General features: G+C 54.9%; 23 protein-coding genes. 13 read left to right on the top strand and 10 right to left on the bottom strand.

Features of this window, described 5'->3' with window-relative positions; translation table 11 throughout:
• Positions 1 to 14 precede the first annotated feature (14 nt).
• From infB to LKE53_10180, 7 genes are all read left to right on the top strand, one after another.
• A complete protein-coding gene (gene infB, locus LKE53_10210) occupies positions 15 to 2,456 on the top strand; it encodes a translation initiation factor IF-2 (GenBank protein MCH3973114.1) in 2,442 nt (813 codons plus the stop codon).
• A 76-nt stretch (positions 2,457 to 2,532) separates the two neighbouring features.
• Positions 2,533 to 2,898: a 30S ribosome-binding factor RbfA gene (gene rbfA, locus LKE53_10205; GenBank protein ID MCH3973113.1), complete on the top strand. Its 366-nt coding sequence runs from the start codon at positions 2,533 to 2,535 to the stop codon at positions 2,896 to 2,898.
• Positions 2,882 to 3,835, top strand: a complete 954-nt coding sequence (locus LKE53_10200; GenBank protein MCH3973112.1) for a bifunctional oligoribonuclease/PAP phosphatase NrnA — start codon at positions 2,882 to 2,884, stop codon at positions 3,833 to 3,835. The genes rbfA and LKE53_10200 overlap by 17 nt, the downstream gene beginning before the upstream one ends.
• Positions 3,832 to 4,770, top strand: a complete 939-nt coding sequence (gene truB / locus LKE53_10195; GenBank protein ID MCH3973111.1) for a tRNA pseudouridine(55) synthase TruB — start codon at positions 3,832 to 3,834, stop codon at positions 4,768 to 4,770. The genes LKE53_10200 and truB overlap by 4 nt, the downstream gene beginning before the upstream one ends.
• Positions 4,739 to 5,665 (top strand): riboflavin biosynthesis protein RibF, encoded by a 927-nt coding sequence (gene ribF, locus LKE53_10190; GenBank protein MCH3973110.1) that lies wholly within the window; start codon positions 4,739 to 4,741, stop codon positions 5,663 to 5,665. Before truB ends, ribF begins: the two co-directional genes overlap by 32 nt.
• 124 nt (positions 5,666 to 5,789) lie before the next feature.
• Positions 5,790 to 6,053: a 30S ribosomal protein S15 gene (gene rpsO, locus LKE53_10185; GenBank protein MCH3973109.1), complete on the top strand. Its 264-nt coding sequence runs from the start codon at positions 5,790 to 5,792 to the stop codon at positions 6,051 to 6,053.
• A gap of 184 nt (positions 6,054 to 6,237) precedes the next feature.
• On the top strand, positions 6,238 to 8,454 hold the full coding sequence (locus LKE53_10180; protein ID MCH3973108.1) for a polyribonucleotide nucleotidyltransferase: 2,217 nt from the start codon (positions 6,238 to 6,240) through the stop codon (positions 8,452 to 8,454).
• 53 nt (positions 8,455 to 8,507) lie between these two features.
• On the opposite strand, the gene LKE53_10175 is transcribed toward LKE53_10180, so the two are convergent.
• Complete coding sequence (locus tag LKE53_10175; GenBank protein MCH3973107.1) at positions 8,508 to 8,729, bottom strand: DUF378 domain-containing protein; 222 nt, start codon at positions 8,727 to 8,729, stop codon at positions 8,508 to 8,510.
• 157 nt (positions 8,730 to 8,886) lie between these two features.
• Here LKE53_10175 and proB point away from each other — a divergent pair, with 157 nt between their 5' ends.
• A complete protein-coding gene (gene proB, locus LKE53_10170) occupies positions 8,887 to 9,714 on the top strand; it encodes a glutamate 5-kinase (GenBank protein MCH3973106.1) in 828 nt (275 codons plus the stop codon).
• A gap of 71 nt (positions 9,715 to 9,785) precedes the next feature.
• A complete protein-coding gene (locus LKE53_10165) occupies positions 9,786 to 11,030 on the top strand; it encodes a glutamate-5-semialdehyde dehydrogenase (GenBank protein MCH3973105.1) in 1,245 nt (414 codons plus the stop codon).
• Between the two features lie 9 nt (positions 11,031 to 11,039).
• Here the strand turns inward: LKE53_10165 and LKE53_10160 are convergent, their stop codons facing one another.
• Genes LKE53_10160 through LKE53_10150 form a run of 3 tightly spaced genes read right to left on the bottom strand, consistent with a single transcriptional unit; the run spans position 11,040 to position 12,002 of the window.
• A complete protein-coding gene (locus tag LKE53_10160; GenBank protein ID MCH3973104.1) occupies positions 11,040 to 11,384 on the bottom strand; it encodes a hypothetical protein in 345 nt (114 codons plus the stop codon).
• Positions 11,385 to 11,411: 27 nt separating this feature from the next.
• Positions 11,412 to 11,792 (bottom strand): hypothetical protein, encoded by a 381-nt coding sequence (locus tag LKE53_10155; GenBank protein MCH3973103.1) that lies wholly within the window; start codon positions 11,790 to 11,792, stop codon positions 11,412 to 11,414.
• 3 nt (positions 11,793 to 11,795) lie between these two features.
• On the bottom strand, positions 11,796 to 12,002 hold the full coding sequence (locus LKE53_10150; protein MCH3973102.1) for a hypothetical protein: 207 nt from the start codon (positions 12,000 to 12,002) through the stop codon (positions 11,796 to 11,798).
• Between the two features lie 75 nt (positions 12,003 to 12,077).
• Here LKE53_10150 and LKE53_10145 point away from each other — a divergent pair, with 75 nt between their 5' ends.
• From LKE53_10145 to LKE53_10130, 4 genes are all read left to right on the top strand, one after another.
• Positions 12,078 to 12,545, top strand: a complete 468-nt coding sequence (locus LKE53_10145; GenBank protein MCH3973101.1) for a metallophosphoesterase — start codon at positions 12,078 to 12,080, stop codon at positions 12,543 to 12,545.
• Between the two features lie 69 nt (positions 12,546 to 12,614).
• Positions 12,615 to 14,315 carry a phospho-sugar mutase gene (locus LKE53_10140; protein ID MCH3973100.1) on the top strand — a complete coding sequence of 567 codons (1,701 nt, stop codon included), beginning with the start codon at positions 12,615 to 12,617 and terminating at the stop codon, positions 14,313 to 14,315.
• A 417-nt stretch (positions 14,316 to 14,732) separates the two neighbouring features.
• Positions 14,733 to 15,302, top strand: a complete 570-nt coding sequence (locus tag LKE53_10135; GenBank protein ID MCH3973099.1) for a GNAT family N-acetyltransferase — start codon at positions 14,733 to 14,735, stop codon at positions 15,300 to 15,302.
• 36 nt (positions 15,303 to 15,338) lie between these two features.
• Positions 15,339 to 16,616 carry a chloride channel protein gene (locus LKE53_10130; GenBank protein ID MCH3973098.1) on the top strand — a complete coding sequence of 426 codons (1,278 nt, stop codon included), beginning with the start codon at positions 15,339 to 15,341 and terminating at the stop codon, positions 16,614 to 16,616.
• A 226-nt stretch (positions 16,617 to 16,842) separates the two neighbouring features.
• Here LKE53_10130 and LKE53_10125 read toward each other — a convergent pair whose 3' ends face one another.
• The 6 genes from LKE53_10125 to dpaL all read right to left on the bottom strand — a co-directional run bounded on the left by LKE53_10125 (position 16,843) and on the right by dpaL (position 24,280).
• Positions 16,843 to 17,211, bottom strand: coding sequence for a RidA family protein (locus LKE53_10125; GenBank protein ID MCH3973097.1), 369 nt, complete (start codon positions 17,209 to 17,211; stop codon positions 16,843 to 16,845).
• Between the two features lie 24 nt (positions 17,212 to 17,235).
• Positions 17,236 to 18,840, bottom strand: a complete 1,605-nt coding sequence (locus LKE53_10120; GenBank protein MCH3973096.1) for a D-aminoacylase — start codon at positions 18,838 to 18,840, stop codon at positions 17,236 to 17,238.
• A 149-nt stretch (positions 18,841 to 18,989) separates the two neighbouring features.
• Positions 18,990 to 20,393 carry a cytosine permease gene (locus LKE53_10115; GenBank protein MCH3973095.1) on the bottom strand — a complete coding sequence of 468 codons (1,404 nt, stop codon included), beginning with the start codon at positions 20,391 to 20,393 and terminating at the stop codon, positions 18,990 to 18,992.
• A gap of 24 nt (positions 20,394 to 20,417) precedes the next feature.
• A complete protein-coding gene (locus LKE53_10110; GenBank protein MCH3973094.1) occupies positions 20,418 to 21,842 on the bottom strand; it encodes an amidohydrolase family protein in 1,425 nt (474 codons plus the stop codon).
• A gap of 55 nt (positions 21,843 to 21,897) precedes the next feature.
• Positions 21,898 to 23,082, bottom strand: a complete 1,185-nt coding sequence (locus tag LKE53_10105) for a YgeY family selenium metabolism-linked hydrolase (GenBank protein MCH3973093.1) — start codon at positions 23,080 to 23,082, stop codon at positions 21,898 to 21,900.
• Between the two features lies 1 nt (position 23,083).
• A complete protein-coding gene (gene dpaL, locus LKE53_10100; GenBank protein ID MCH3973092.1) occupies positions 23,084 to 24,280 on the bottom strand; it encodes a diaminopropionate ammonia-lyase in 1,197 nt (398 codons plus the stop codon).
• Between the last annotated feature and the right edge of the window lie 137 nt (positions 24,281 to 24,417).

Raw genomic sequence — 24,417 nt, 5'->3', positions numbered from 1 at the left:
AGGAATGTTTTAATATGATGATTAAATACCGCGTGCACGAAGTTGCAAAGGATCTCAATGTCCCAAACAAGGACGTCATCGATGTTCTGCAAAAATACACCGGCGAAACCAAAAAACACATGACCGCCCTGACCGAAGAGGAGCTGGACCTTGTGTTTGAGGCTTTTACACAGAAAAACAACCAAAAAGACCTGAACAGCTACTTTGCCCAGCGCGAAGAAAAGGCTGTTACTGTGTCGGAAGAGGGTTCTGAAAAAGAAGTGCCACTGAAAGAAGCGGCAGAAAAGAAAGCCCAGCAGCCACGGCAGGCACAGCAGCGCCAGCCACAGACAAAACAGGCCCAGCGCCCGCAGCAAAGACAGCCGCAGCGCCAGCAGCCGGCAAACCGCCCAGCGCAGCAGCAAAAGGGCAAAAAAGAGCCGTTTCGCCAAAAGGCGACCATCATCGGGCATATCGGTCTTGGCGGCGAGAGCAGCCTGCGGCATTCGCACGAGCGGATTGTCGATACGCGCACCCATGATGTAGAGCTTGATAAATACAATGAAAAGTATGACCGCCTTGCCAATGAAAAGGTAAAGACGGATAATGTTGTGCATAAACAGAAACTTAACCAGAAAAGCGCCCGCTACCGCCGCGGCCGCCGGCCCAAGCGCGAAACCGAGGCTGAGCGCCTGCGCCGTATTGCGGCAGAGCGCAAGGCAAAGCCGATTACTGTACAGATCCCTGAAACCATTACAGTGGGCGAGTTGGCTCTGCGCCTGAAAGCAACCGCTGCAGAAGTTATTAAAAAACTGATGCAGAACGGTGTCTTTGCCTCCATCAATGATGAAGTCGATTTCGATACAGCTTCTTTAGTCGCCATGGATTTTCACGCGAAGGTCGAAAAAGAAGTCGAGGTCACAATCGAAGAGCAGATTATCGACGACAGCGACGACAAAGAGGAAGATTTGGTGCCGCGCGCGCCGGTTGTTGTGGTTATGGGCCATGTTGACCACGGCAAGACCAGCCTGCTCGACGCAATCCGCCACACCAACGTGACCGACAGCGAGGCCGGCGGCATTACGCAGCACATCGGTGCGTATCAGGTCCGGATCGACGACCGCATGGTCACTTTCTTAGATACCCCTGGCCATGAGGCCTTTACCACGATGCGTGCCCGCGGCGCCATGGCTACCGATATCGCTGTACTGGTGGTTGCCGCAGACGACGGCGTAATGCCGCAGACCATTGAGGCAATTCACCACGCAAAAGCCGCGAAAATCAGCATTATTGTCGCAATCAATAAAATCGACAAGCCCGGCGCAAACCCCGACCTTGTCATGCAGCAGCTGACAAAATACGGCCTGGTACCGGAAGAGTGGGGCGGCGACGTGCCGTGTATTCGTGTATCTGCAAAGCAGAAGACCGGTATTAAAGACCTGCTCGAAATGATTCTGCTGATTGCGGATATGAAAGAACTCAAAGCCAACCCCAACCGTGCAGCAAAAGGTGTCATCATCGAGGCCCGCATTGACAAGGGCCGCGGCCCGATTGCCACCATGCTGGTACAAAATGGCACCCTGCACCAGGGCGATATTGTGGTTGCGGGCGCCAGTGTCGGCCGTGTGCGCGCAATGGCAAACGAAAGCGGCCGGGAAATCCGGTCGGCAAAGCCGAGCGTGCCGGTTGAGGTCACCGGCCTTGACAGCGTGCCAGAGGCCGGCGATACCTTTAACGCGGTTTCAGATGAGCGCCTGGCCCGTGAACTGGTAGACCAGCGCCGCACCGAAAAGAAAGAAGAAAAATTCAATGCACGCACCAAGGTAACTTTGGATAACCTCTTTGAGCAGATGCAGCTGGGCGATATGAAGGAACTGCAGATTATCGTTAAGGCAGATGTGCAGGGCTCTGTCGAGGCCGTTACGCAGTCGCTGGAAAAGCTTTCAAACGACGAAGTGCGTGTCAATGTCATTCACGGCGCAGTCGGTGCCATCAGCGAGAGCGATGTCATGCTGGCTGCGGCGAGCAACGCGATTATTGTGGGCTTTAATGTGCGCCCCGACCCGGTCGCGGAAGAAAACGCCAAGCGCGACGGTGTGGATATTCGTCTGTACCGCGTAATTTACAACTGCATACAGGAAATTGAGTCCGCTATGAAGGGCATGCTTGCCCCGAAATACCGCGAAGTACAGCTGGGCCGTGTCGAATGCCGCGAGACCTACAAAATCAGCAGTGTTGGCATTGTCATCGGCGGCCACGTGGTTTCCGGCAAGGTTACCCGCGGTGCCAGTGCACGTGTTGTGCGCGACGGCATTGTGGTGGCAGACGACACCATTGCTTCTCTGCGCCGCTTTAAGGACGATGTCAAGGAAGTAGCCGAGGGCTATGACTGCGGCGTGTGCCTTGAAAAGTTTGCAGATATTAAAGTCGGCGATATTCTGGAAGTTTACGGTATGGAAGAATACCAGCCGGAATGATTTAAAAAAAGAAACAGAAAATAAGAAATGCAGGGTGCCCTAAGCGCTCTGCATTTTCCGACAGGAGGGATTTTTTATGCCGAGCTATAAACTCGACCGCACGACCGAGGACATCCGCCGCGAGCTGACCGCGATTTTTCGTGAGCTGAAAGACCCGCGGGTAAACAATACCCTTTTAAGCATTGTGCGGGTCGATTTGAGCCGCGACCTTTCTTACTGTACGGTATATGTCAGTGATATGGAGGGCCTTGCGCGTGCCCAAAAAGCGGTGCAGGGTTTAAAATCCGCCTCAGGGTATATCCGGCACGAGCTGGCAAGCCGCCTTTCGCTGCGGCATGTGCCGGCGCTAACGTTTAAAGCAACGGATTCTATCGAATACAGCGCCAATATTTCGCGTATTCTCGACGACCTGAAGGAGGAAAAGCATGGAAGTGAGTCTTGAGGCCGCGGCAGAGTGGCTTTCGCAGCAGCAGGATATCGCAATTCTGTGCCATCAGTCGCCCGATGGCGACGCTTTTGGCAGCGGCAGCGCGCTTTGCCGCGCTCTGAGACGCCTTGGCAAGCGTGCACAGGTGCTGTGCTGCGACCCGGTGGGCAGGCGCTTTCAGTTCTTGTTTCAGGGCATGGAAGAACAGAAATTTACACCGAAAACAGTGGTCGCGGTCGATTTGGCCGACGAGCAGCTTTTGGGCAGCCTGCGGCCGGTTTACGGCGGAAAAGTGCAGCTGTGCATTGACCACCACCCCAGCAATGCCCACTATGCTGAGCGCTGGATTGTAGAGCCGCAGGCCGGCGCAACCTGTGAAATCCTGTATCGTTTTCTGCCGCTTTTGGGGGCGGAAATCGACGAAGCGGTTGCCGCAGACCTTTATACCGGTATTATTACCGACACGGGCTGCTTTCAGTTTGTCAATACGACCCCGCGCACACACCGCATTGCTGCTGACCTAATGGAGCGCGGCATACCGACCCATAAAATCAACCGCGCCATGTTTGCTACCAAGAGCCGCGAGCGGCTGGAACTGGAAAAACAGGCGCTGAATCAAATCGAATATTATCGAAACGGCGAAATTGCTGTCATTCCGCTGACCCGCAAAATGGTGGCGGCCTCTGGTGCAGGGGAAGACGACACCGACGGCATTGCCAATATTCCGCGCGCGATAGAGGGCGTGAAAGTGGGCATTACCGTAAAAGAAAAAGAAGACAGTCTATGCAAAATTTCACTGCGCGCGCAGCCGCCGGTGAATGCGTCTGTCATTTGTGCGAAGTTTGGCGGCGGCGGCCACCCGGGAGCCTCAGGCTGCTCGATTCCCTGCAATGTCAAAGAGGCCGAAAAACAGATTGTCGCCGCAGTCAATGATTATCTGGAGCAGGCATGACGGGCGTTTTGGTACTGGATAAGCCAGAGGGGTTTACTTCTTTTGACGCGGTGGCGGTGCTGCGCCGCTTGACCGGAGAGCGCAAAATCGGCCATACCGGCACGCTTGACCCCATGGCAACGGGCGTGCTGCCCATGCTTTTGGGGCAGGCGACCCGCGCGCTTCCCTTTTTAGGGCAGCGGCCAAAAACGTACGAGGCTTCTTTCGCGTTTGGCCTTTCCACGGATACACAGGACCGCACAGGCACTGTGCAGGCCCGTGACGGTACCCCTATTTCCCAGGAAAAGCTTGCGGCGGCGCTGCCGCGCTTTACCGGAAAGATTCTGCAGACACCGCCCATGTACAGTGCCCTGCGGAAAAACGGCGTACGGCTGTACGATCTTGCCCGGCAGGGAAAGACGGTGCAGCGGGAGCCCCGCGCAATCACCATTTATCAGCTGCGCCTGCTTTCTTATGATGCGGCGGCACGCACCGGAGAACTGACACTTACCTGTTCCGGCGGCACCTATGTGCGCACCCTGTGCGCAGACCTCGGCGAAGCACTCGGCTCGCATGGGGTTATGACAGCGCTGCGGCGCACGGAAGCTTCCGGATTTTCCCTGCAGGACGCGCTGCCTTTGGCAGAGGCAAAGCAAATGGACCGCGCGGCGCTGCTGCAGCGGGTGCTGCCGGCAGAGACCCTGTTTCTCGACCTGCCGCAGGTGACAGTGACACAGCCGCAGGCGGGGCGCTTTGTAAACGGCGGCGGCCTTGCCTTACAGCGGGTGAATCTGCCAGCGGGACTTGCCGGCAGATGCCGGGTGAAAGACCCGCAGGGGCGCTTTCTCGGTTTGGGTGCACCAGACAAAGAAAAGGACGAACTGCGCGTGGTGCGTCTGTTTGTACGGGAGGATGGAACAAAACATGAAAATCAACAAGGAATTGATACCCAGTGAAGAGCCAACGGCTGTTGCGCTGGGTTCCTTTGATGGGCTGCATATCGGGCACCGCGCGGTCATTTCGCAGGCGGTTGGTCAGCCGGGGCTTACGCCGACTGTGCTCACCTTTGTGCACAACCCTTCCTGCGACTTATGCGGGCAGTGCAATGTTGAGCTGATGACCGAACAGCAAAAAGAGCAGGTACTGGAAACCTTTGGGGTACAGCAGCTTTACCTGCTGCGCTTTTCCAGTATTATGAATTTGACAGCAGAGCAGTTTGTCGAGAATATCTTAATGAAGGTGTGCAACGCAAAAAAAGTGTGCTGCGGGTTTAACTTCACCTTTGGTGCGGGCGGCCGCGCCAACAGCGACGACTTGCGCCGCCTGTGCAAAGAGCACGGCTTGGCCGCGGCGGTCGAGCCGGCGGTTATGCAGGGCGGGGCACCGGTCAGCAGTACACGCATTCGTGCACTGGTGCGCGACGGCAGGATGGAGGAGGCCGCCAGCCTGCTGGGCAGGCCCTATGGCTACCTTTCCCCGGTAAAACACGGCAAAAAGCTTGGCCGCCAGCTGGGTACGCCGACTTTAAACCAGCAGGTGCCCGCTTCGTTTGTGCTGCCGCGCTTTGGGGTGTATGCCAGCCTTGTTTACCTGAATGGACAGGTCTACTGCGGTGTCACCAATGTCGGGGTGCGGCCCACGGTGGGCGGGCACTGTGTCAGCGCAGAAACCTGGATGCCAGACTACACCGGGCCAGAGGTGTACGGCGAAACTGTGCGCACAGACCTTCTGCATTTTATACGCGCCGAAAAGAAGTTTTCCAGTGTGGAGGCACTCGGCAGACAGATTCGGCGCGACGGTGCCTGTGCCAAGCAGTATTTGGAAAAAGAACGCCTGCAGGCATTTGCATAATTGTAAGGATTATGTTATACTAATCCATACCCATTTTGCGGAGAAGGGCGACTGCCCGCTTCGGGAAACCCACAAAGACCCTTCCCTGTGCATGCGGTAATTTTTTAAAGGTGGTATTTTTATTATGACAAAAGCAGAAAAGACCGAAATCATCAAGCAGTACGCAACCCATGAGGGCGACACAGGCTCCCCGGAAGTACAGGTCGCTGTGCTGACAAAGCGCATCAATGACCTGACCGAGCATCTGCGCACCCATCAGAAAGATCATCACAGCCGCCGCGGCCTGCTGAAAATGGTTGGCTCCCGCCGCAGCCTGCTCAATTACCTTGAGCGCGTCGACATCGAGCGTTACCGCGCCCTGATTGCAAAGCTGAATCTGCGCAAGTAATCACAAAAAACAGACCGCTGTAGGTGCCATGTGTGCCTGCAGCGGTTTTTTCTATTATATGGCCCTCTAATTCAGGTAATTTTTTAAATTCATACTATAAATTTGTATATATATGTGCTATACTTTATGCAAAATGAATGAAGAATTGCATTGCGCAGGGGAATCGCGCAGAAGGAGGACCACCATGTTCGAGAACAGCAGAACCTTTCAGACGTCGCTTGCGGGCCGCAGCCTGCAGATAGAGACCGGCAAATTGGCACAGCTGGCAGACGGCGCATGCTTTGTGCGCTATGGCGAGACGGTTGTACTGTGCACCGCAACCGCCAGCAGCCAGCCGCGTGAGGGCGTGGACTTTTTTCCGCTTTCTGTGGATTATGAGGAAAAATTGTACGCAGTGGGGCGTATACCCGGTTCCTTTTTAAAGCGTGAGGGCAGGCCGCCGGAAGAGGCTGTTTTGGCGAGCCGCCTGATAGACCGCTCCATTCGTCCGCTGTTCCCCAAGGATATGCGAAACGATGTCACGGTTGTGTGCACGGTGATGAGCGTAGACCCCGACTGTTCGCCGGTGATTGCGGCACTTATCGGCGCCAGCACTGCCATTTCTATTTCCGATATCCCGTGGGGCGGGCCGGTCGGTGCGGTCAGCGTAGGGCTGGCGCCCAGCGGCGAGTACCTGATAAACCCCACGACAGAGCAGCGCAAAGACAGCCGCATGGCCGTCACTGTGGCCTCTGCCGGCGACCGCATGGTTATGATTGAGGCGGGCGCAAAGATTGTTTCCGATGACGAGATGTACGAAGGAATTTTAGCGGGCCACCGCGAAAATCTGCAGCTCATTGCGTTTATCAGCAGCATACAGGAAGAAATCGGCAAAGAGAAATTTACATACACTGCAGAGCACGCCAGCGATGAAATGCAGCGCGAAGTGATGGACTATGCGCTCTTTGCGGTGCAGGACGCGATGGATACCGACGACAAAAATATCCGTGATGCACACTTAAAAGAAGTTTACGATGATGTATTTTCGCATTTTGCGGAAAAATATCCTGACAGCCAAAAGCTTTTGGACGAATGCCTTTATAAAACACAGAAGTATGTCGTGCGTCGCTGGCTTTTAGACGACAGAAAGCGCGTAGATGGCCGCGGCATGGATGAAATGCGCCCGCTGGCGGCTGAGGTAGGTCTGCTGCCGCGCGTGCACGGCTCCGGGTTGTTTACCCGCGGGCAGACCCAGGTGCTGACAGCCGTCACACTTGGTTCAGTGCGCGACGCACAGCTGCTGGACGACTTGGGCGAGGAAAAAGAAAAGCGCTATATGCACCAGTATAATTTTCCCAGCTACAGCGTGGGCGAAACAAAGCCCAGCCGCAGCCCCAACCGCCGCGAAATCGGCCACGGCGCTTTGGCAGAGCGCGCGCTGCTGCCGGTCATTCCCAGTGTTGACGAGTTTCCGTACGCCATGCGCCTGGTCAGCGAGGTGCTCTCTTCCAACGGCTCCACTTCCCAGGCGAGCATCTGCGGCAGCACGCTGGCACTTATGGACGCGGGTGTGCCGATTAAAGCGCCGGTTGCCGGCATTTCCTGCGGCCTTATCACCGAGGGCGACCGCTGGATGACCATGGTGGATATCCAGGGGGTCGAGGACTTTTTCGGCGATATGGATTTTAAAGTTGCCGGCACCAAAGAAGGAATTACCGCGATCCAAATGGACTTGAAAATCCAGGGACTGACCCCTGCTATGGTAAAAGAAGCTTTGCAGAAAACGCACAAGGCACGCAATTATATTATTGACAAAGTCATCTGCAAGGCAATTTCAAAGCCGCGCACGTCACTTTCCAAGTGGGCGCCGAAACTCAAAGGGATCTGCATTCCGGTGGATAAAATCCGCGAAGTTATCGGCACCGGCGGCAAGGTCATTCACCAAATCTGCAGCGAGTGCGATGTGCAGATGGATGTGGAGGAAGATGGGCACGTCTATGTTTCCAGTATCAGTGAAGAGGGCACCGACCGTGCTCTGGAAATTATCCGCACCATTGTAGAGGGGCCGAAACCCGGCGAAATCTACTGCGGCAAGGTGACCCGCCTGATGGACTTTGGCGCCTTTGTCGAAATTGCCCCCGGCAAAGAGGGCCTGGTGCATATTTCTCAGCTGGACGTAAAGCATGTGGATAAAGTGACCGATGTCGTAAAAGTGGGCGACCCGATTATGGTAAAGGTACTCGAAATTGATGACCGCGGCCGGCTGAATCTTTCCCGCAGGGCTGCGCGCATTGAGTTGGAGGGCCTTACCCCGGAAGAGGACCCCGCGCCGCAGCAGAGGCCGCACAGCGACCACCGCGAACACCACGACTACCGGGGCGGCCAGACCCGCCGCACAGCGGAAAAACCGCACCGCAGCTGACAAAAAAGCAGAACTGCCCCCGAAAAAGCAGTTCTGCTTTTGCACACGGCAGCTTAGGCTGCGTGGTGCTCAATGTCCGCTTCTGTTGTAATCTTTTTAAATAGAATAGAAATTGCCCACAGTGCCGCAATGCCGATAACCGCGTAAATGATGCGGGCAAACATGGTACCCGAGCCGCCGCAGATCCATGCGACCAGGTCGAATTTGAAAAATCCGACCAGGCCCCAGTTCAGCCCGCCGATAACGATTAGGATAAGAGCAATTTTGTCAATCATTTTATAAAGGCCTCCTTTACCAGCGATAGTATTTCCCTTTCTGTACAGAAATATGATGTTTTTTCCTTCCGTCAGCAGAAATATGGTATAATAAAAGAAATTTAAAAATTTTTGGGCGGCCTGCTGTGCCGCCGTTTACAGAGACGGAGGGAACGGCATGTCCCAGATTACACAGGCAAAGCGCGTGGTCTTTAAGGTGGGCACCAGTACGCTTGCCTACCAGACCGGCCGGCTCAATCTGCGTCGCATGGAGGAACTGTGCAAGGTGCTGTGCGGGCTGCAGAATGAGGGCCGCGAAGTGGTGCTGGTTTCCAGCGGAGCGGTGGGGGTCGGCATGGCAAAACTCGGCCTGCACGAGCACCCGGAGGAAATCGAGCAGCGCCAGGCGGTGGCCGCGGTGGGCCAGTGCGAGCTGATGTTTATGTACGACAAATTTTTCGGCGAATACAATCACACCGTGGGGCAGGTACTTCTGACGCGCGACGTGGTGCAGGACCCGGTTACGCGGAAAAACGCAGAAAATACGTTTCTAACGCTGCTCAAGCGCGGGATTATCCCGGTTGTCAACGAAAACGACTCGGTTGCGACAGATGAACTCGCCGGCAAAAACTTCGGCGACAACGACACGCTTTCGGCGACGGTCGCGGTCTTGACGCAGGCGGACCTGCTCGTTATTTTAACGGATATCGATGGCCTGTACGACGCGAATCCCCGCAAAAACCCGGCTGCAAAACGGATTCCGTATGTCTATGGCATTACAGAAGAAGTGAAAGCTTTGGCCGGCGGCGCGGGCAGTGACCTGGGCACCGGCGGCATGGCCACCAAAGTGACCGCAGCAGAGCTTGCCAACCGCTCGCAGATTCCGTGCGTGGTGATGTCGGGGGCAAACCCGCGCGATTTGTACGATTTGTTTGACGGCAGCGTTTTGGGTACCACTTTTGTGCCGGCAGAAAAGAAAGCCGCCGTGTACAAGGATTCTGTATGATTTTCAGTATTTTCTTTTTATACTAGAATACTGGCAGGCGGGTGTACAGAGCTTCTGCAGGAGGGAAAAATATGACATTAACGGAAATGGGAAAGGCCGCAAAAGCGGCAGCGGCAGTGCTTGCTGTGGCCGGCAGTCGGGTAAAGAATGCAGCGCTGCTTGCTGCGGCAGATGCACTGGAAAACGGCGAAAAAGAGCTGCTTGCGGCAAATGAGCAGGACCTTGCCGCGGCAAAGGCGGCGGGCATGCGCCCGGCCCTGCAGGACCGGCTGGCGCTCAGCCATCAGCGCATTAAAGGGATGGCCGACGGTATGCGGCAGGTGGCTGCACAAGAGGACCCTGTCGGTCAGGTGGTCGAGGGCCGGGTGCTGCCAAATGGCCTGGAGGTTCGCCGCGTGCGCGTGCCGCTTGGTGTTGTCGGCATTATCTTTGAGGCTAGGCCAAATGTGACGGCGGACGCCGCCGCGCTGTGCCTGAAAGCGGGCAACGCGGTGATTTTGCGCGGTGGCAAAGAGGCAATCCGCAGCAACACAGCCTGCGCCGAGCTGATGCGCGCGGCGGTGGAGAAAGCCGGCCTGCCGCGGGATTGCATTCAGCTGGTGGAGGACACCAGCCGTGCCTCTGCTACAGCGATGATGCAGATGACCGGCTACCTGGATGTGCTGATTCCGCGCGGCGGGCATGGGCTGATTCAGAGCGTGGTGGAAAACGCAAAGGTGCCGGTCATTCAGACCGGCGCGGGCAACTGTCACGTGTATGTGGACGACAGCGCCGATATCGAGATGGCGGCCAATATTATCGACAACGCCAAAACCAGCCGGCCGAGCGTCTGCAATGCGATTGAAACCATTCTGGTACATCAGGATATCGCAGAAAAAGCCCTGCCCGTAATCGGGGCAAGGCTTTTGGCAAAACATGTAGAGCTGCGCGGCTGCCCACGCACGCGGGAAATTTTGGGCAGCTGTGTGGTGCCTGCAACCGAGGCGGACTGGGCCACTGAGTACGACGACTACATTTTGGCAGTCCGGGTGGTCGACAGCCTGGAGGAAGCACTGGCGCATATCGCGAAATACAGCACGGGCCACAGCGAGTGCATTGTCACCAAAAGCTACCAGAATGCGCGTATTTTTCAGCAGCGGGTCGACAGCGCGGCGGTCTATGTCAATGCTTCGACACGTTTTACGGACGGCGGCGAGTTTGGCCTGGGCGCGGAAATCGGCATCAGCACGCAGAAGCTGCACGCCCGCGGGCCGATGGGTGTCAACCAGCTGACCAGCACAAAGTTTTTGGTCATGGGCGACGGACAGGTGCGGTAAGCAAAGATTTTACAGCAAAAGATACAGAAGCGCAAACAGCAGGGCGGGGTCAGAGTGCTCTTCCTGCATGAGCAGCAGCAAAACACTGAGCAGCAGGTTGCGCTCACCGTCTGAAAAGAGCGCCTCAAAAAAACCGGGCGCAGCAGGTGCTTGCTTTTTTGGCGGGGCAGGCGGCGCTTCTTTGGCGGGGGGCGGCGCGGCAGGTTTTGGGGGCGGCGCCTTTGGGGGCCCTTTTCCGGAAAAGGTGCTGCCGGTGTAGCCCGGCGGCGCCTGTGCCCGGCGCACCATTTCCTGTGTACGGCGGATGGCGTCCCGACGCATCTGCTGCATGTCTTCTGTTTCCCTGCCTGCCATAAAGAACGCCCCCTTTCGTTTTGCTTTTTACTGCTGTCCCAAAATCCCCGTCTGTTTCAGCAGCGGCAGCGCCCGCATCAGCTGCAATAGGCGCATGGCCTCATCCAGTTTCTTTTGGCGCGGCTCGCCCAGCATCGGGCGCAGCGCACGTAAAAGGCGGGTGCTGTTGTCTTCCTGCTGCATAGCGGAAAGCATGGGGGCAAGCTTTGTGACCAGCCCAATGGTTTCTGCGTTGAGGCCGGGCATGCCGGCGGGGGCTGGCGGCGCGGGGGCCGGCTGCGGCTTTGGCGGCGGGGCAGAGGAAGCCGCTTTTTCCCCACCGCCCAGTGCCCCCATAATCGACTCTACCTGCGCCATGGCGGCCGGGTCGCTGAGCATTGCAGAAAGTTTTTGGGCCAGGTCTTCCATAATTTATTTCCCTCCGCCAAATTTTTTCATCAGTTCTTTTGCCTGCGGGGTTGAAAGCAGCTTTTCGGTTGTTTCTTTGCTGTTTAATACATTGTCTATTTTCTGGCGGTCAGCGGGAGAAAGACTGTCGAGCAGCTGCTGCACCTGCTCTGGGGTTATCTGCTGCGGCGTACTGCCGGATAAAAACGAAAAGTCAGGACGTTTCTGCATATAGCTACACTCCTTCTGTGTAAAGTATGCGTGCTGTCCTTACGATATGACAGAGGAAATGGGGCGGTTCAAAAAATGCGCGTACTGGTGGTTTCTGATACCCATCATGACCAGTGGGCCCTGCACCGGGCCCTGGCCGCGCAGCCCACAGCCGAGGTGGTGGTGCACTTGGGCGACGGCGAAGACGAAGCCGAGCAGGCAAAAAAAGCGTTTCCGAAAAAGCAGTTTTACCTGGTGCGCGGCAACTGCGACTGGGGCAGCCACCTGCCCGCCAGCCTGACTGCGGAAATCGGCGGCCGGCGCTTCTTTATGACGCACGGCTATGCTGAGCAGGTAAAGTACGGGCTCTACCGGGTAGAGCAGGCCGCGCGCGAAAACGGCGCGCAGATTTTGCTTTTCGGTCATACACATGAGCCCTTAACTGAGTACGACGACGGCCTTTATATCCTAAATCCCGGTTCCCTGCATGGCAGTATGGGCACATACGGCTATGTGGACCTGACCGAGGCAGGGATTGTCACCAATATTGTTCATCTGCACTAATTTTGCCGACAGGCTGCGCAAAAACCCAAAATACGCGGCTTATCCATAACAGACAGGGAGGAATTCGCAATGACAGAATACGAAAAATGGCTGGCACAGGACCTTGCTGACCCCGACCTTACCAAGGAACTGCAGGAAATTAAGGACAAACCGGAAGAAATCAACGACCGCTTTTACCGCAGCCTTTCCTTTGGCACCGCAGGTCTGCGCGGTGTAATCGGCGCGGGCACCAACCGCATGAATATCTACACTGTAGGGCAGGCAACCCAGGGCCTGGCAAATTATTTGAACAAACACGTGATAGGCCGCCAGCCCAGTGTGGCAATCGCCTATGACAGCCGTATCAAGTCTGATGTTTTCGCAAAAGACTGCGCCGCTGTATTGGCTGCAAACGGCATTACAGCACACATTTACCCGTGGCTGTCCCCTACACCGACCCTGTCTTTTGCGGTGCGCGATCTGCACTGCGATGCGGGCATTAACGTGACCGCAAGCCATAACCCCGCCAAGTACAACGGCTATAAAGTATACGGCGACGACGGTTGCCAGATTACCGCGCAGATGGCCGAAGATGTGCAGAGCGAGATTGACCACACCGACCTGTTTCGGGATATCCGCCGCATGCCGTATGACGAGGGCGCAAAAAAGGGACTGATTGTCGAGATCCCCGATTCTGTACTGGATGCTTTCCTGGATGCTGTTTATGCACAGCGGATTTTACAGAAGCCCTGCAATAATTTGAAGGTCGTTTATACGCCGCTCAATGGCACCGGCCGCGTATGCTGCACCCGTATTATGCAGCGCCTAGGCGTCGCCAAAGTGGATGTCGTGCCAGAGCAGGAGTGGCCGGATGGCAACTTCCCGACCTGCCCGTTCCCGAACCCCGAAATTCGCGAAGCGCTGCAGAAAGGCTTGGAGCTGTGCGAAAAAACCGGTGACGACCTGCTGATTGCCACCGACCCAGACTGCGACCGCTGCGGCATTGCCGTAAAACAGGGCGAGAAGTTTCGCCTGATGACCGGCAATGAAGTGGGCATTCTGCTGTTAAACTTCATCGCCAGTGCCAAAAAAGAGCAGGGCCGCCTGCCCAAGGTGCCAGTTGCCGTTACCACCATTGTCAGCACCGATATGGTGGACGCCGTTGCCAAGACCTATGGTATCGAGATGCACCGCGTCTTGACCGGATTTAAGTATATCGGCGACCAGATTGCCATGCTGGAGGCAAAAGGGGAAGAGGACCGCTTCCTTTTGGGCTTTGAGGAGAGCTATGGCTACCTTTCCGGCGGCTATGTGCGCGACAAAGACGCCGTGGATGCAACTATGCTCATCTGCGAAATGGCCAGCTGGTACAAAGACAAAGGGATGTCTTTGGCAGATGCCATGGAGGACCTTTACAAAACCTATGGCTATTACCGCAACAGTGTCCTGAACTTTGGCTTCGAGGGCGAAGACGGTATGTTGCAGATGCAGAAAATTATGGGGACCCTGCGCAAAAACGCGCCGGCCGAAATTTCCGGCTTCAAGGTCGTGGGCTGGAGCGACTACCAGCAGAGCGTGCGCAGCGACGCCGGCAAAGAGAGTACAATCGACCTGCCCAAATCCAATGTACTGGAGTACCGCCTGGAAAACAGCTGCAAGGTTATTGTGCGCCCCTCCGGCACCGAGCCGAAAATCAAAGTTTATATTTCTGTGCGTGGCAAAGATGAGGCAGAGAGCCTGGCGCTGACCGATGCCCTCGCTCAGAGTGGAAAAGCGCTGCTTGGGCTGTAATTTGTTACATAATGTAATATTTTAGAGCAAAATACCGTGTTTTTTTAAATAAATGTAATAAAAAATTCACATTTTGCCCTTGACAAAATTGGAGAAGTACTGTATACTATATTACAGTACAAGTTCGGACAAACGTGGTCCGCGCGATATATTTGAATCAGCGCCATGCGGAATCGCCGCAGCTTCACTTCGGTGAGCAGGAACTGTGTATGATGAGGGGCAGCCTTTTAGGCTGCCCTTTTTGATTTTATAAAAAGGCGAAGGCCCGGCGGCGGGTGCTCCTCTGCTTGTTTTTGCGCCGCTTTTATTCTATAATTAAAGTAATTAGGTAAATTTTATAATATCCTCAGAATAAAATACATAAAAATAACAGAATAACAGCCGGCAGCCACTGCAGGCAGGAAAGGAGTATGCGGTATGAAAAAGGATTGGAAGATTCGCCCGGTGCAAAAAAAAGATGCAGCGCAGCTTGCGCAGATTTATGCGCCGTATGTACGGGAAACTGTGATTACCCTGGAAGGCAAAGCCCCAAGCGCGGCAGAGATGGCCGCGCGCGCGGAAGCAGCACAGCGGGAGTATCCGTGGCTTGTCTGTGAAGAGGACGGCCGTGTGCTGGCCTGCGCTTATGCCCAAAGGTTGCAGCAAAGCGCCGCTTTCCGCTGGTCTGCCCAAATCAGCATTTATGTCAGCTGGCCACACCGCGGGCAGGGAATGGGCAGCGCCTTGTATCGAGAGCTTGAGCGCCTGCTGAAAAAGGCGGGCTGTATGCAGCTGTACGCAAAGGTTGTTGTGCCAAACCCGGAAAGCGTGGGTTTTTGCCATGCACGTGGTTTTGAGGAACTGTGCCTTTACCCGCATGTGGGCTATAAGCTGGGCAAATGGTGCGATGTGTCGGTGCTGGCAAAGCAACTGCAGCCGCTGCCAAAACGTCCGCGGCCCCTGCAGAATTGGCGTGAAACAGCGAAAAAAAGAGAGAAAACAGATTGACAAAACAAATGACTGCGGAGGAGAAACACAGGTTTCATGGAGGAAAAAAATAAGGAGCAACTGCAGAAAAAAGCAAAACATGTTGGGCAGAGACTGCAAGCCTTTTTCCGCTGGGTGCTGCTCAGCATCGGTATCGGCGTAGTTATAGGCGGCGGGGTCGGCACACTATTTTATTATGTCCTGCAGTGGTGCACAAAAACCCGTATGCAAAACGGGTGGCTGCTTTACCTGCTGCCCGCGGGCGGCCTGTTGATTGTTTGGCTGTACCGCCTGTGTGGGGTACAGAAAAGCCGCGGCACCAACCTGGTGCTGTTGGCGGTGCGCTCGCCGCAGCCGCTGCCTGCGCGCATGGCGCCGCTGATCTTTGCTGCGACTGCCATTACGCACCTGTTTGGCGGCTCTGCTGGGCGGGAGGGCGCAGCGCTGCAGATCGGCGGCAGCCTGGGCTACAGTACAGGCCGCCTGCTGAAATTGGATGAAAAGTCCCTGCACGTGGCCACTATGTGCGGCATGGGGGCTGTGTTTTCTGCGCTTTTTGGCACGCCGGTCGTGGCGGGCGTGTTTGCTATGGAGGTCATCTGCGTAGGGGAAATGTACTATTCGGCACTGGTGCCGGTGTGTATTTCCAGTCTGCTGGCCTCTGGCATTGCACAGAAGTGCGGCGCAAAACCGGCGCACTTTACCTTGGTGGCTGTAGAGAACGGAATCAGCCTAATGCCTGCTTTGCAGGTGGCGGTGCTGGCGGCGCTCTGCGCGCTGCTGGCGAGCCTTTTCTGCAGGGTGCTGCAGCTGAGCGGCCGGCTGTATCAGCACTTTTTCTCCAACGCCTATCTGCGCATTGTGGTTGGCGGCGCGCTGGTGGTTGGCATTACCCTGCTTTTGGGCACCGCTGATTACGAGGGCGCCGGCACGGACGTGATTGAGCGTGCGATTTGCGGACAGGCTCGGCCAGAGGCGTTTTTGTTGAAGATTCTATTGACGGCGCTGACTCTCGGCGCGGGCTATAAAGGCGGCGAAATCGTGCCCAGCTTCTTTATCGGCGCGACCTTTGGCTGCTGGATGGGCGGCCTGCTCGGACTTGACCCCAGGCTTGGCGCCGCCGTGGGGCTTATCAGCCTTTTCTGCGGCGTGGTCAACTGCCCCATTACAGCCCTGCTTTTGGGCTGCTCACTGTTTGGTTACAGTGGTGCACCGTATTTCTTCTTGGCGTGTGCCATTTCGTATGCGCTTTCCGGTTACACCGGCCTGTACGCGGAGCAGACCATTCTGTACAGTAAATTCCATGCAAAATTTATCAATAAAAAGACGGAATAAGCCTTTAAAACAGACAATACCCTTTTGCCGCTGTTTGGTTTACCGGGAAGTTTTGGGTAGCAGAACAGCAAAAAGCAGGCGGCGGGAAACAGAAATGTTTCCCTGTCGTCTGCTTTTTTTTTGCGGCTGGCTGAGGCAATCGGATTTTTTCCACAGGATTTGTAAAAACGGTTGAAAATGAAACGGATTTTCCCGTGGGTTTGGGTGCTGTGCGGAAAGAAAAGACTTACACTTCCGCAATGACTTCAATTTCGCAGAGAACGCCTTTGGGCAGGGCTTTGACCGCTACACAGCTGCGGGCGGGCTTTGAGGTAAAAGAGCGGGCATATACTTCATTAAAAACGCCGAAATCGCCCATGTCGGCTAAAAAGCAGGTGGTCTTTAGCACACGCGGAAAGCCTGTGCCGGCGGCTTCCAGCAGGGCGCCCACATTGCGGCAGCTTTGCTCAGCTTGGGCGGCGATGCCCTGCGGCACGCTGCCAGTGGCCGGGTCAACGGGGATTTGACCGGAGGCGTACAGCAGGCCGCCGCTGACAAAAGCCTGAGAATATGGCCCGATAGCGCCGGGGGCCTTGCTTGTCCGAATCTCTTTCATAAAAATGCTCCTTTTGTAGTCGAATTAAACGCGGACTTCCGTTCCCTGTTTGCGCAGAACCACACCGGAGCGGTCGCCGGTATGCTTTGCATCGGAAACGGTGAGCTCGCCGTTTATCAAAACATACGCAATGCCTTCCGGGTACTGTGCCGGATCAGTAAAGGTGCCTTTGTCTATGACCGTATTGGGATTGAAAAGGGTGAGATCTGCCCAGTTGCCCTCTTTTACTTCCCCGCGGCCGACAATATTGAAAGTAGAGGCGGGCTTTTTGGTCATTTTATAGATGGCTTCTTCCAGCGTCAGGGCCTTGTCTTCGCGCACATATTTACCTAAGATGCGTGGAAACGCGCCGTATACGCGGGGGTGCGGTTTTCCGCCCAAAAGGCCGTCGGTGCAGGCATTCATTTCCGGGCGCTTCATAAAGCGCTGCACGTGCTCTTCTGTTCCGTAAAAATCGACCATGCCGACCGCATTTTCCTCTTCCAGGAGAAGGTCAAAGGTGGCGTCATAGGGGTCTTTGCCGCGCAGCTTGCCCAGCTGAGTCAGGCTGAGGCCTACAGCGTCTTCGTTTTTAGCGTGTTTGACACTGGTAACAAAAATCTGATCCAGTCCGGCGAATTCAACAAAGTTGTCCCAGCCGGGAATGCCATGCTCAATATCGTAAACCATCTTTTTGCGCAGGGTGGGGTCGGCCAGGCGCTCCAGCACTTTGTCGGTGCCGCCGTCGTGAACCCACGGCGGCAGAATGACCCCCAGCATGGTGCTGCCGGCTACATAGGGATACTGGTCAAAACTGACACGGATACCCTCGGCCTCTGCTTCCTCCAGCAGAGCAATGACCTGGTCTATTTTGTCCCAGTTCTTTTTACCGCAGACTTTGAAATGAGAATAGTGAATTTTTACGCCGGATTCGCGGCCAATTTTGATTACTTCTTTCATAGAATCCAGAATTGAGTCTGCTTCGCTGCGCTGATGAATGACAAAGATACCATCGTATTCCGCGACGACTTTGCACATTTCAATAATTTCTCTGACCTGAGAGTATGCACAGGGCATATAGATGAGTCCAGTGGAAAGGCCCACCGCGCCGGCCTCCATTTCCCGGCGGGTAATGCGGCACATGGCAGCTAATTCGTCTTCATTCGGCTGGCGGTTTTCCAGGCCCATGGCCTCCATGCGGATATTGCCGTGGGGCACTAAGTAGCATTCGTTTAAGCCGGGGCGGGCGGCCTCAATCATTTTCAGGTAGCCGGCGGTGTTTTTATAGTGCCAGTCGATGTCGTCGCTGTCTCCATCCAGGCCAGCCAGATTTTTACGCCAGGGGCCAATATACTGTTCGGGCAGCGGCGCCATAGAAATGCCGTCCTGTCCCAAGACCTCAGTCGTTATTCCCTGCATGACTTTCGGCTTTACTTCCGGGTGCACCAGCACCTGTAGGTCGCTGTGGCTGTGGGTATCGATAAATCCGGGGGCGACCACCAGCCCGGCAGCATCAATTACTTTTTCTGCATTTTCAGGCGAAAGGCTGCCAATCGCTGCAATTTTTCCACCTTGTATCAACAGGTCAGCTTTGTACCCGGGTTTGCCGGTACCGTCAACAATCGTACCGTTTTGAATCAGTATTTTCATGATACACCTCATTTGTATAGAATTTTATCATGCGGATCGTTCGTCAGCATCAACGGATATATCCGGTGCAAGCCTTGCTGCCATGTTTACGGTCAATAGCAGCAGCGGCTAAAGAAATGGGCTGCACAGAGGGGGCTCTTTAAAGGGAGTCAGTCCTTTTCGGGATCAAAAGGAACCTCTTGCCCAATATGCTGGTCGTACTTTTTCAGCGTAAAGCACTTCATCAGCACCGTGTACAGCACAGCGCTGCATGCAAGCCCGGCAAAAAAGGCGTAGCTGCCGCAGAGCAGGCCGACTAGGAAGGAAAGAACCAAAGAGATAATGGCGCTGAAGTTAAAGCCGTTGGTATATTGATACTGGCCGCCGACAGTGTACAAATCTTTTACGTTGACCTTAGTCTTGCGGATAATAAAATAATCTACCAGCAGAATACCGATGATCGGCCCCAGCATCTGAGAAATCCAGTTCTGCACCATGACCAGGAACCCGCCCTGGCTTTCCAGCTTCCAGGGCATCATGCAAATGGCCACTGTGCCGCAGATTGCTGTGCTCATCCAGTATTTCAGTTTGGGGAAGACGTTTAGCAGGACCAGGGAGGGCGGCAGCAGGTTGGCTGCCGTATTAGTGGACCACTGAGCAAAGACAACAACAATAAAGCAGAGAATCAGAGCCACTTTGTTGGTAAAAAGATCGGGAATGACATCGTTCAGGTCCCAGTATCCAGTGGCAATGCCAGAGGCCGCGCCAATCAGCATAGTGATAACGCCTACACACATCAGGCCGATGATTTGGCCAATAATGGCGCGCTTGTTGCGGGCAAAAAATCCCTTTTTCTCATATCCGTTTACGTGTTTAATTTGGCGGGAGAGGTCGCTGCCGTTTAGAGCCATGGTAATCCAGCCGCCGGCAATGCCGGCTACTGCATAGGCAAAGGAATATCCGCCCTCAGTCTGGGTAGCCATGATGTCTGGAATGGTGATATGGTATTTGCTTAGAGTAGTCAGCAGAATGGCACCGAACAGGATAGCAAGACAAGGAATAGCAATCCAGTCAAACTTGGCCATGGCTTTCAGACCATACATGGTATTCAAAATTTGTACGGCCGCAAAGAGAATAATGATCAGGGTCAGGTTGCCTACACCGGGAAACAGAATGCCAATGATGTGATTGATGGCGTTGGCTCCAACCCAGGTGAGAAAGCCAAACCAGTAAAGGCCGGGAATTGCACGAATAAGGCCTGCCACATAAGAACCTTTGTAACCAAAGGGAGCACGAATGTAGGCGGCAAAGGGTACGCCGTACTTGGTGCCGATGTCGCCCACCATGGCCGTAAAGGCAGTTACAATACCGTAGCCGATCAGCATAACCAGGACCATTGTCCAGGGGGAAAGGCCGTGGCCTTTGTTGTAATACTGTGAGCCGAGACTGAACGCGACAATATTGATGGTCATGCCGGCCCATAGCATGATGTAGTCGGCCAGCGACATAGTACGCTCAGATTCCTTGGTGGGCAGCAATTCACTGCTGCGCAGGGCATCATTTTTGTTGTCCATATAGTTTCCTCCCATTTTCGCGGATCAATCCAGATTGTAGTGCGCCAGATACTTGGGGTCGATTTTCCGGCGAACGCGCTTGCCGGCGCCTTTTTGACCCTTAAAGCTGTTCTCTTCCACAATCACGTTGCCGTGAGAAATCGTCATGACCGGGTAGCCTTTTACATGGAATCCATCGTGCAGGCAGTAGCTGATGTTGTTATGCAGCACGTCCTTGCTCAGGGTCACTTCTTTTTCCATATCCACCATGACAATGTCAGCGTCAGAGCCGGGGGCGATAATGCCCTTTTGAGGATAGCAGCCGTACACCTTGGCAATGTTGGTGCTGGTAAGCGCGCATACTTTGTTAATGGTAATGCGGCCTTTGGAAACACCCTCGGAAAGCAGAATAGGAAGACGGATTTCAAGGCCGCTCATGCCGTTGACAACCTTGGTAAAGTCCTGTTTCCAGGTGCCGTCGGGCTTTTTCTCCAGGAACATAGATTTTTCATCTACGTCATAGGTGCAGTCATCTGAGCCGGTGAGCAGAATCGTGCCGTCTTCCAGGCCTTTCCAAAGCTCCGCGGCTTCTTTAGGTGTGCGCAGCGGCGGCGAGCAGATGGCCAGATGGCCGTTTTCGCCCTTATACAGGTCATCAAACAACGTAAGATAATGGGGGCCTGTCTCCACATACAGCGGAATATCCTCGGCATGGGCCCGGCGGGCAGTATCGAGTGCCCGGCCATTGGTGGTATGCACCACAATCAGGCCGTTGCCCACATAGCGGGCAAAGTTGACCGCGCGGTCAAAAGCTTCGTCTTCACACAGTACCGGTTTACATTTTGCAAAGTTTACCCAGCTTAGGTCGCCTTTTTCACGGCACTTTTCAATATTTGCCTCTGCAATGGCGTTGCTTTCGCAGTGCACCATAGGCAGGCCGCCCACGTTCTTTGCCTTTTCAAAAACTTTCAGCATGGTTTCGTCGTCACTCATGACCCCTTCTTTTTTATAGGTCATGAACATTTTGAAAGTGGGGAAGCCGTCCGCGGCCATTTTGTCGATATCGGCCAGCGCTTCGGGGGTAGATTCCACAAACTTGCCGTGTGCGCTGTAGTCGATGGCGGATTCGCTCATCTCTTCCACACGGGCCAGTACCTGTTTGTAGGGGGACAGGCCGCGGCTCATATTAGCGAAATCCATAAAGGTGGTTACCCCGCCGAAAGCAGCGGAAACGCTCTGCTGGTAAAAGGTATTTGCGCCCAAGCAGCCCTGAAAGGGTGCCTGGCAGTGCATATGTGCTTCCACGCCGCCGGGCAGCAGATATTTGCCGCCGGCGTCAATTACCCGTTTTGCCTCGCTTTGGCAAAAGCTGCCCAGAGCGGCAATTTTGCCGTCTTGAATGGCTACATCACAGGCAACTGTGGAAGAGGGAGAGACAACCAGACCGTTTTTGAGAATCAGATCATACATGAATAACGCTCCTTTTTTAATAGAATGGGTTGATTTGCGGGACGTTTGAATTTTATCATTTAGTCCAGGCTTTCAACAGGCCGTAGTAGCAGTCCGCAACCTTTGTAAGCTGGTCTATCTCAATATATTCGCCCATTGTGTGTGCCAGGTTTTCCTGCGAGGGACCAAGGCCCAGGGTAGGAATGCCGGCCTCACCCGCATAGTGGCTGCCATTGGTGCAGAAGTTGTACTGTGTAATGCTGGGTGTATAGCCCATATTTTTTAGCTGCGCATAGGCTGCTTGGACAAAGGGCTCGTTTTCATCGTAAAGCCAACCGGGGAAAAAGCGCTCTCCGCTGATTTTGTTGCCGGTGTAGCAGGTTTCCTGTCCGACAGCATAGCTGACTTTTGCTTTCAGCTGCGGGTCTTCGGTCATCATCTGGTCAAGCAGTGCCTCAATGGGCGCAAGTACGCTTTCTTTGGTTTCCCCGACCAAAAGCCTGCGGTCATAAGTTGCGCGGCAGTATTCTGGTACAACAGAAGCACCGGGATAAGGCGAACTCTTGACATCGGTGAGTTCTAGAATGCCAGGACCGAGGACAGGGTGATGGGGCGGGGCAAGTGTACGGATGGCTTCAATAACACGGCACATTTTGTACACGGCGTTAATTCCCTTTTCCGGGTTTGCACTGTGGCAGGGCTTACCGAATGTTTCCACCACAATTTCTGCCCGGCCGCGCTGGCCAATTTTCAGATTCAGCTGAGAGGCTTCGCCAATCACCACATAATCCGGGTGCACAGCGGCGCTGATGGCTCTGGCAGCGACGCCTTCAAAGCATTCTTCATGTACAACACCGGCCACATACAGCTCACCCGCAAAGTCCCTGCCGCAGTCCTCGGCAAAATTTGCTGCTGCACAGGTCATGGCGGCCAGTGCACCTTTCATATCACTGGTGCCGCGGCCATATATTCTGCCGCCGTGAATCTCTGCTGCGTAGGGCGGAAAGGGCCACTCGGCGGGGTTGGTGACAGGCACGGTATCCATATGCCCGTCGAAAAGGATTTTTTTGCCTGGCCGCTTGCCTTTGATGCAGCCGATCAAGTTGCCGTACTGGTCTGTGGTTACAGAATCAAAACCCATGCGCTGCATGTTTTCGCGCAGGACCTGTGCAACGCCGTCCTCATGGCCGGAGTAGCTCTGCTTTTGGATCAGGCCGCGGCATAGGTCGATCACCTGCTGCTTTCTTTCTTGATTCAACATGTTAGGTGTCCTCCTTATTTTGAATGGTAACAGTGCGGTCCTCTGGTCCGCTTGGGTAGCGGCCATCCCAGGTGACTGCCCGGTAATTTGCACGATCGGTATCCCCTTCTGTACTGAAACACAGTACGCGTGAGGTACGGTTTAGCTGTAGCGCATCCCGCAGCGGCTGCAGTACGGGGTTGGTCATCATCTCAGCAAGGCAGCCAAACCCGGCAGCACCGCTTTCGCCGGAAACAACGGGTGTTTCTCCCGGGAAGGGGCAGCCCAAAATGCGCATTCCTTTGGCGGCGGTGTAATCGGGGCAAGAGATAAAATGATCCGCGCAGGCGTGCAGAACATTCCAGCCGATTGTACACGGTTCGCCGCAGGCAAGTCCCGCCATAATGGTATTCATGTCTCCGGAAACGAAATGAAGTTTGCCGTCGTCTGCCTGCGCGGTACGGAAAAGGCAGTTGGCACGGTTCGGCTCTACAATGGTGATAATGGGCCGGTCTTTCCCATACAGAGCGGTAAAAAATCCGGTGATGGCACCCGCCATGGAGCCTACCCCAGCCTGCAGGAAGATATGGGTGGGCTTTTGCGGTAGCTGTTTCCAGGCCTCGTACCCCATGGTGCCGTAGCCCTGCATAATCCAGGCGGGGATATCCTCATAGCCCGGCCACGCGGTGTCCTGTACCATAATCCAGCCGTGTTCCTCGGCCTGGCGCTTTGCCAGGCGCACCGCATCGTCATAGTTAAGGTCGGTAATTGTAGCATCTGCTCCCTCCGCGCGGATATTGGCCAGCCGCTCAGGAGAGCTGCCTTTTGGCATATAGACAACCGCGTGCTGGTGCAGCTGACGGGCAGTCCAGGCGACGCCGCGGCCGTGGTTGCCATCAGTGGCAGTGACAAAGGTAAGGCTGCCCAGCTTTTCGCGGGTTTCCGTAGAGACCATGGCCGGGTAGGGCAGGTCGCGGATATGCACCCCCAGCCGGCGAGCGATGCAGTTGCCAATGGCAAAACTGCCGCCCAGTACTTTAAAGGCATTTAACCCGAAACGGAAAGACTCATCCTTTACGTATACGGTGCCAAGCCCTAGGGCTTCTGCGGTCTGTCTGCGCTCGACCAGCGGGGTTTCCCGGTAAACCGGAAAACTAGCGTGAAATGCGCGGGTAGCCTCGGCCTCCTGTAATTGAAAGAGGCGTATTTCGGCAGGCATTTCCGCTTTCCGCGGGAATGAGACGATCTGAAAGGTTTCTTTGCTCACACTTTTCGCATCCTTTCCGGTGCCTTGCCGGCACAGATTGTGTAAGTTCAATAGCAAGATAACAAGGAAACCCGAGAGAGTCAAGAGAG

The sequence above is a fragment of the Oscillospiraceae bacterium genome, from assembly GCA_022483045.1.
In the GTDB taxonomy this organism is placed as follows: Bacteria; Bacillota; Clostridia; order Oscillospirales; family Acutalibacteraceae; genus Caproicibacterium.
This window is presented reverse-complemented; position numbering and strand designations above follow the sequence as displayed.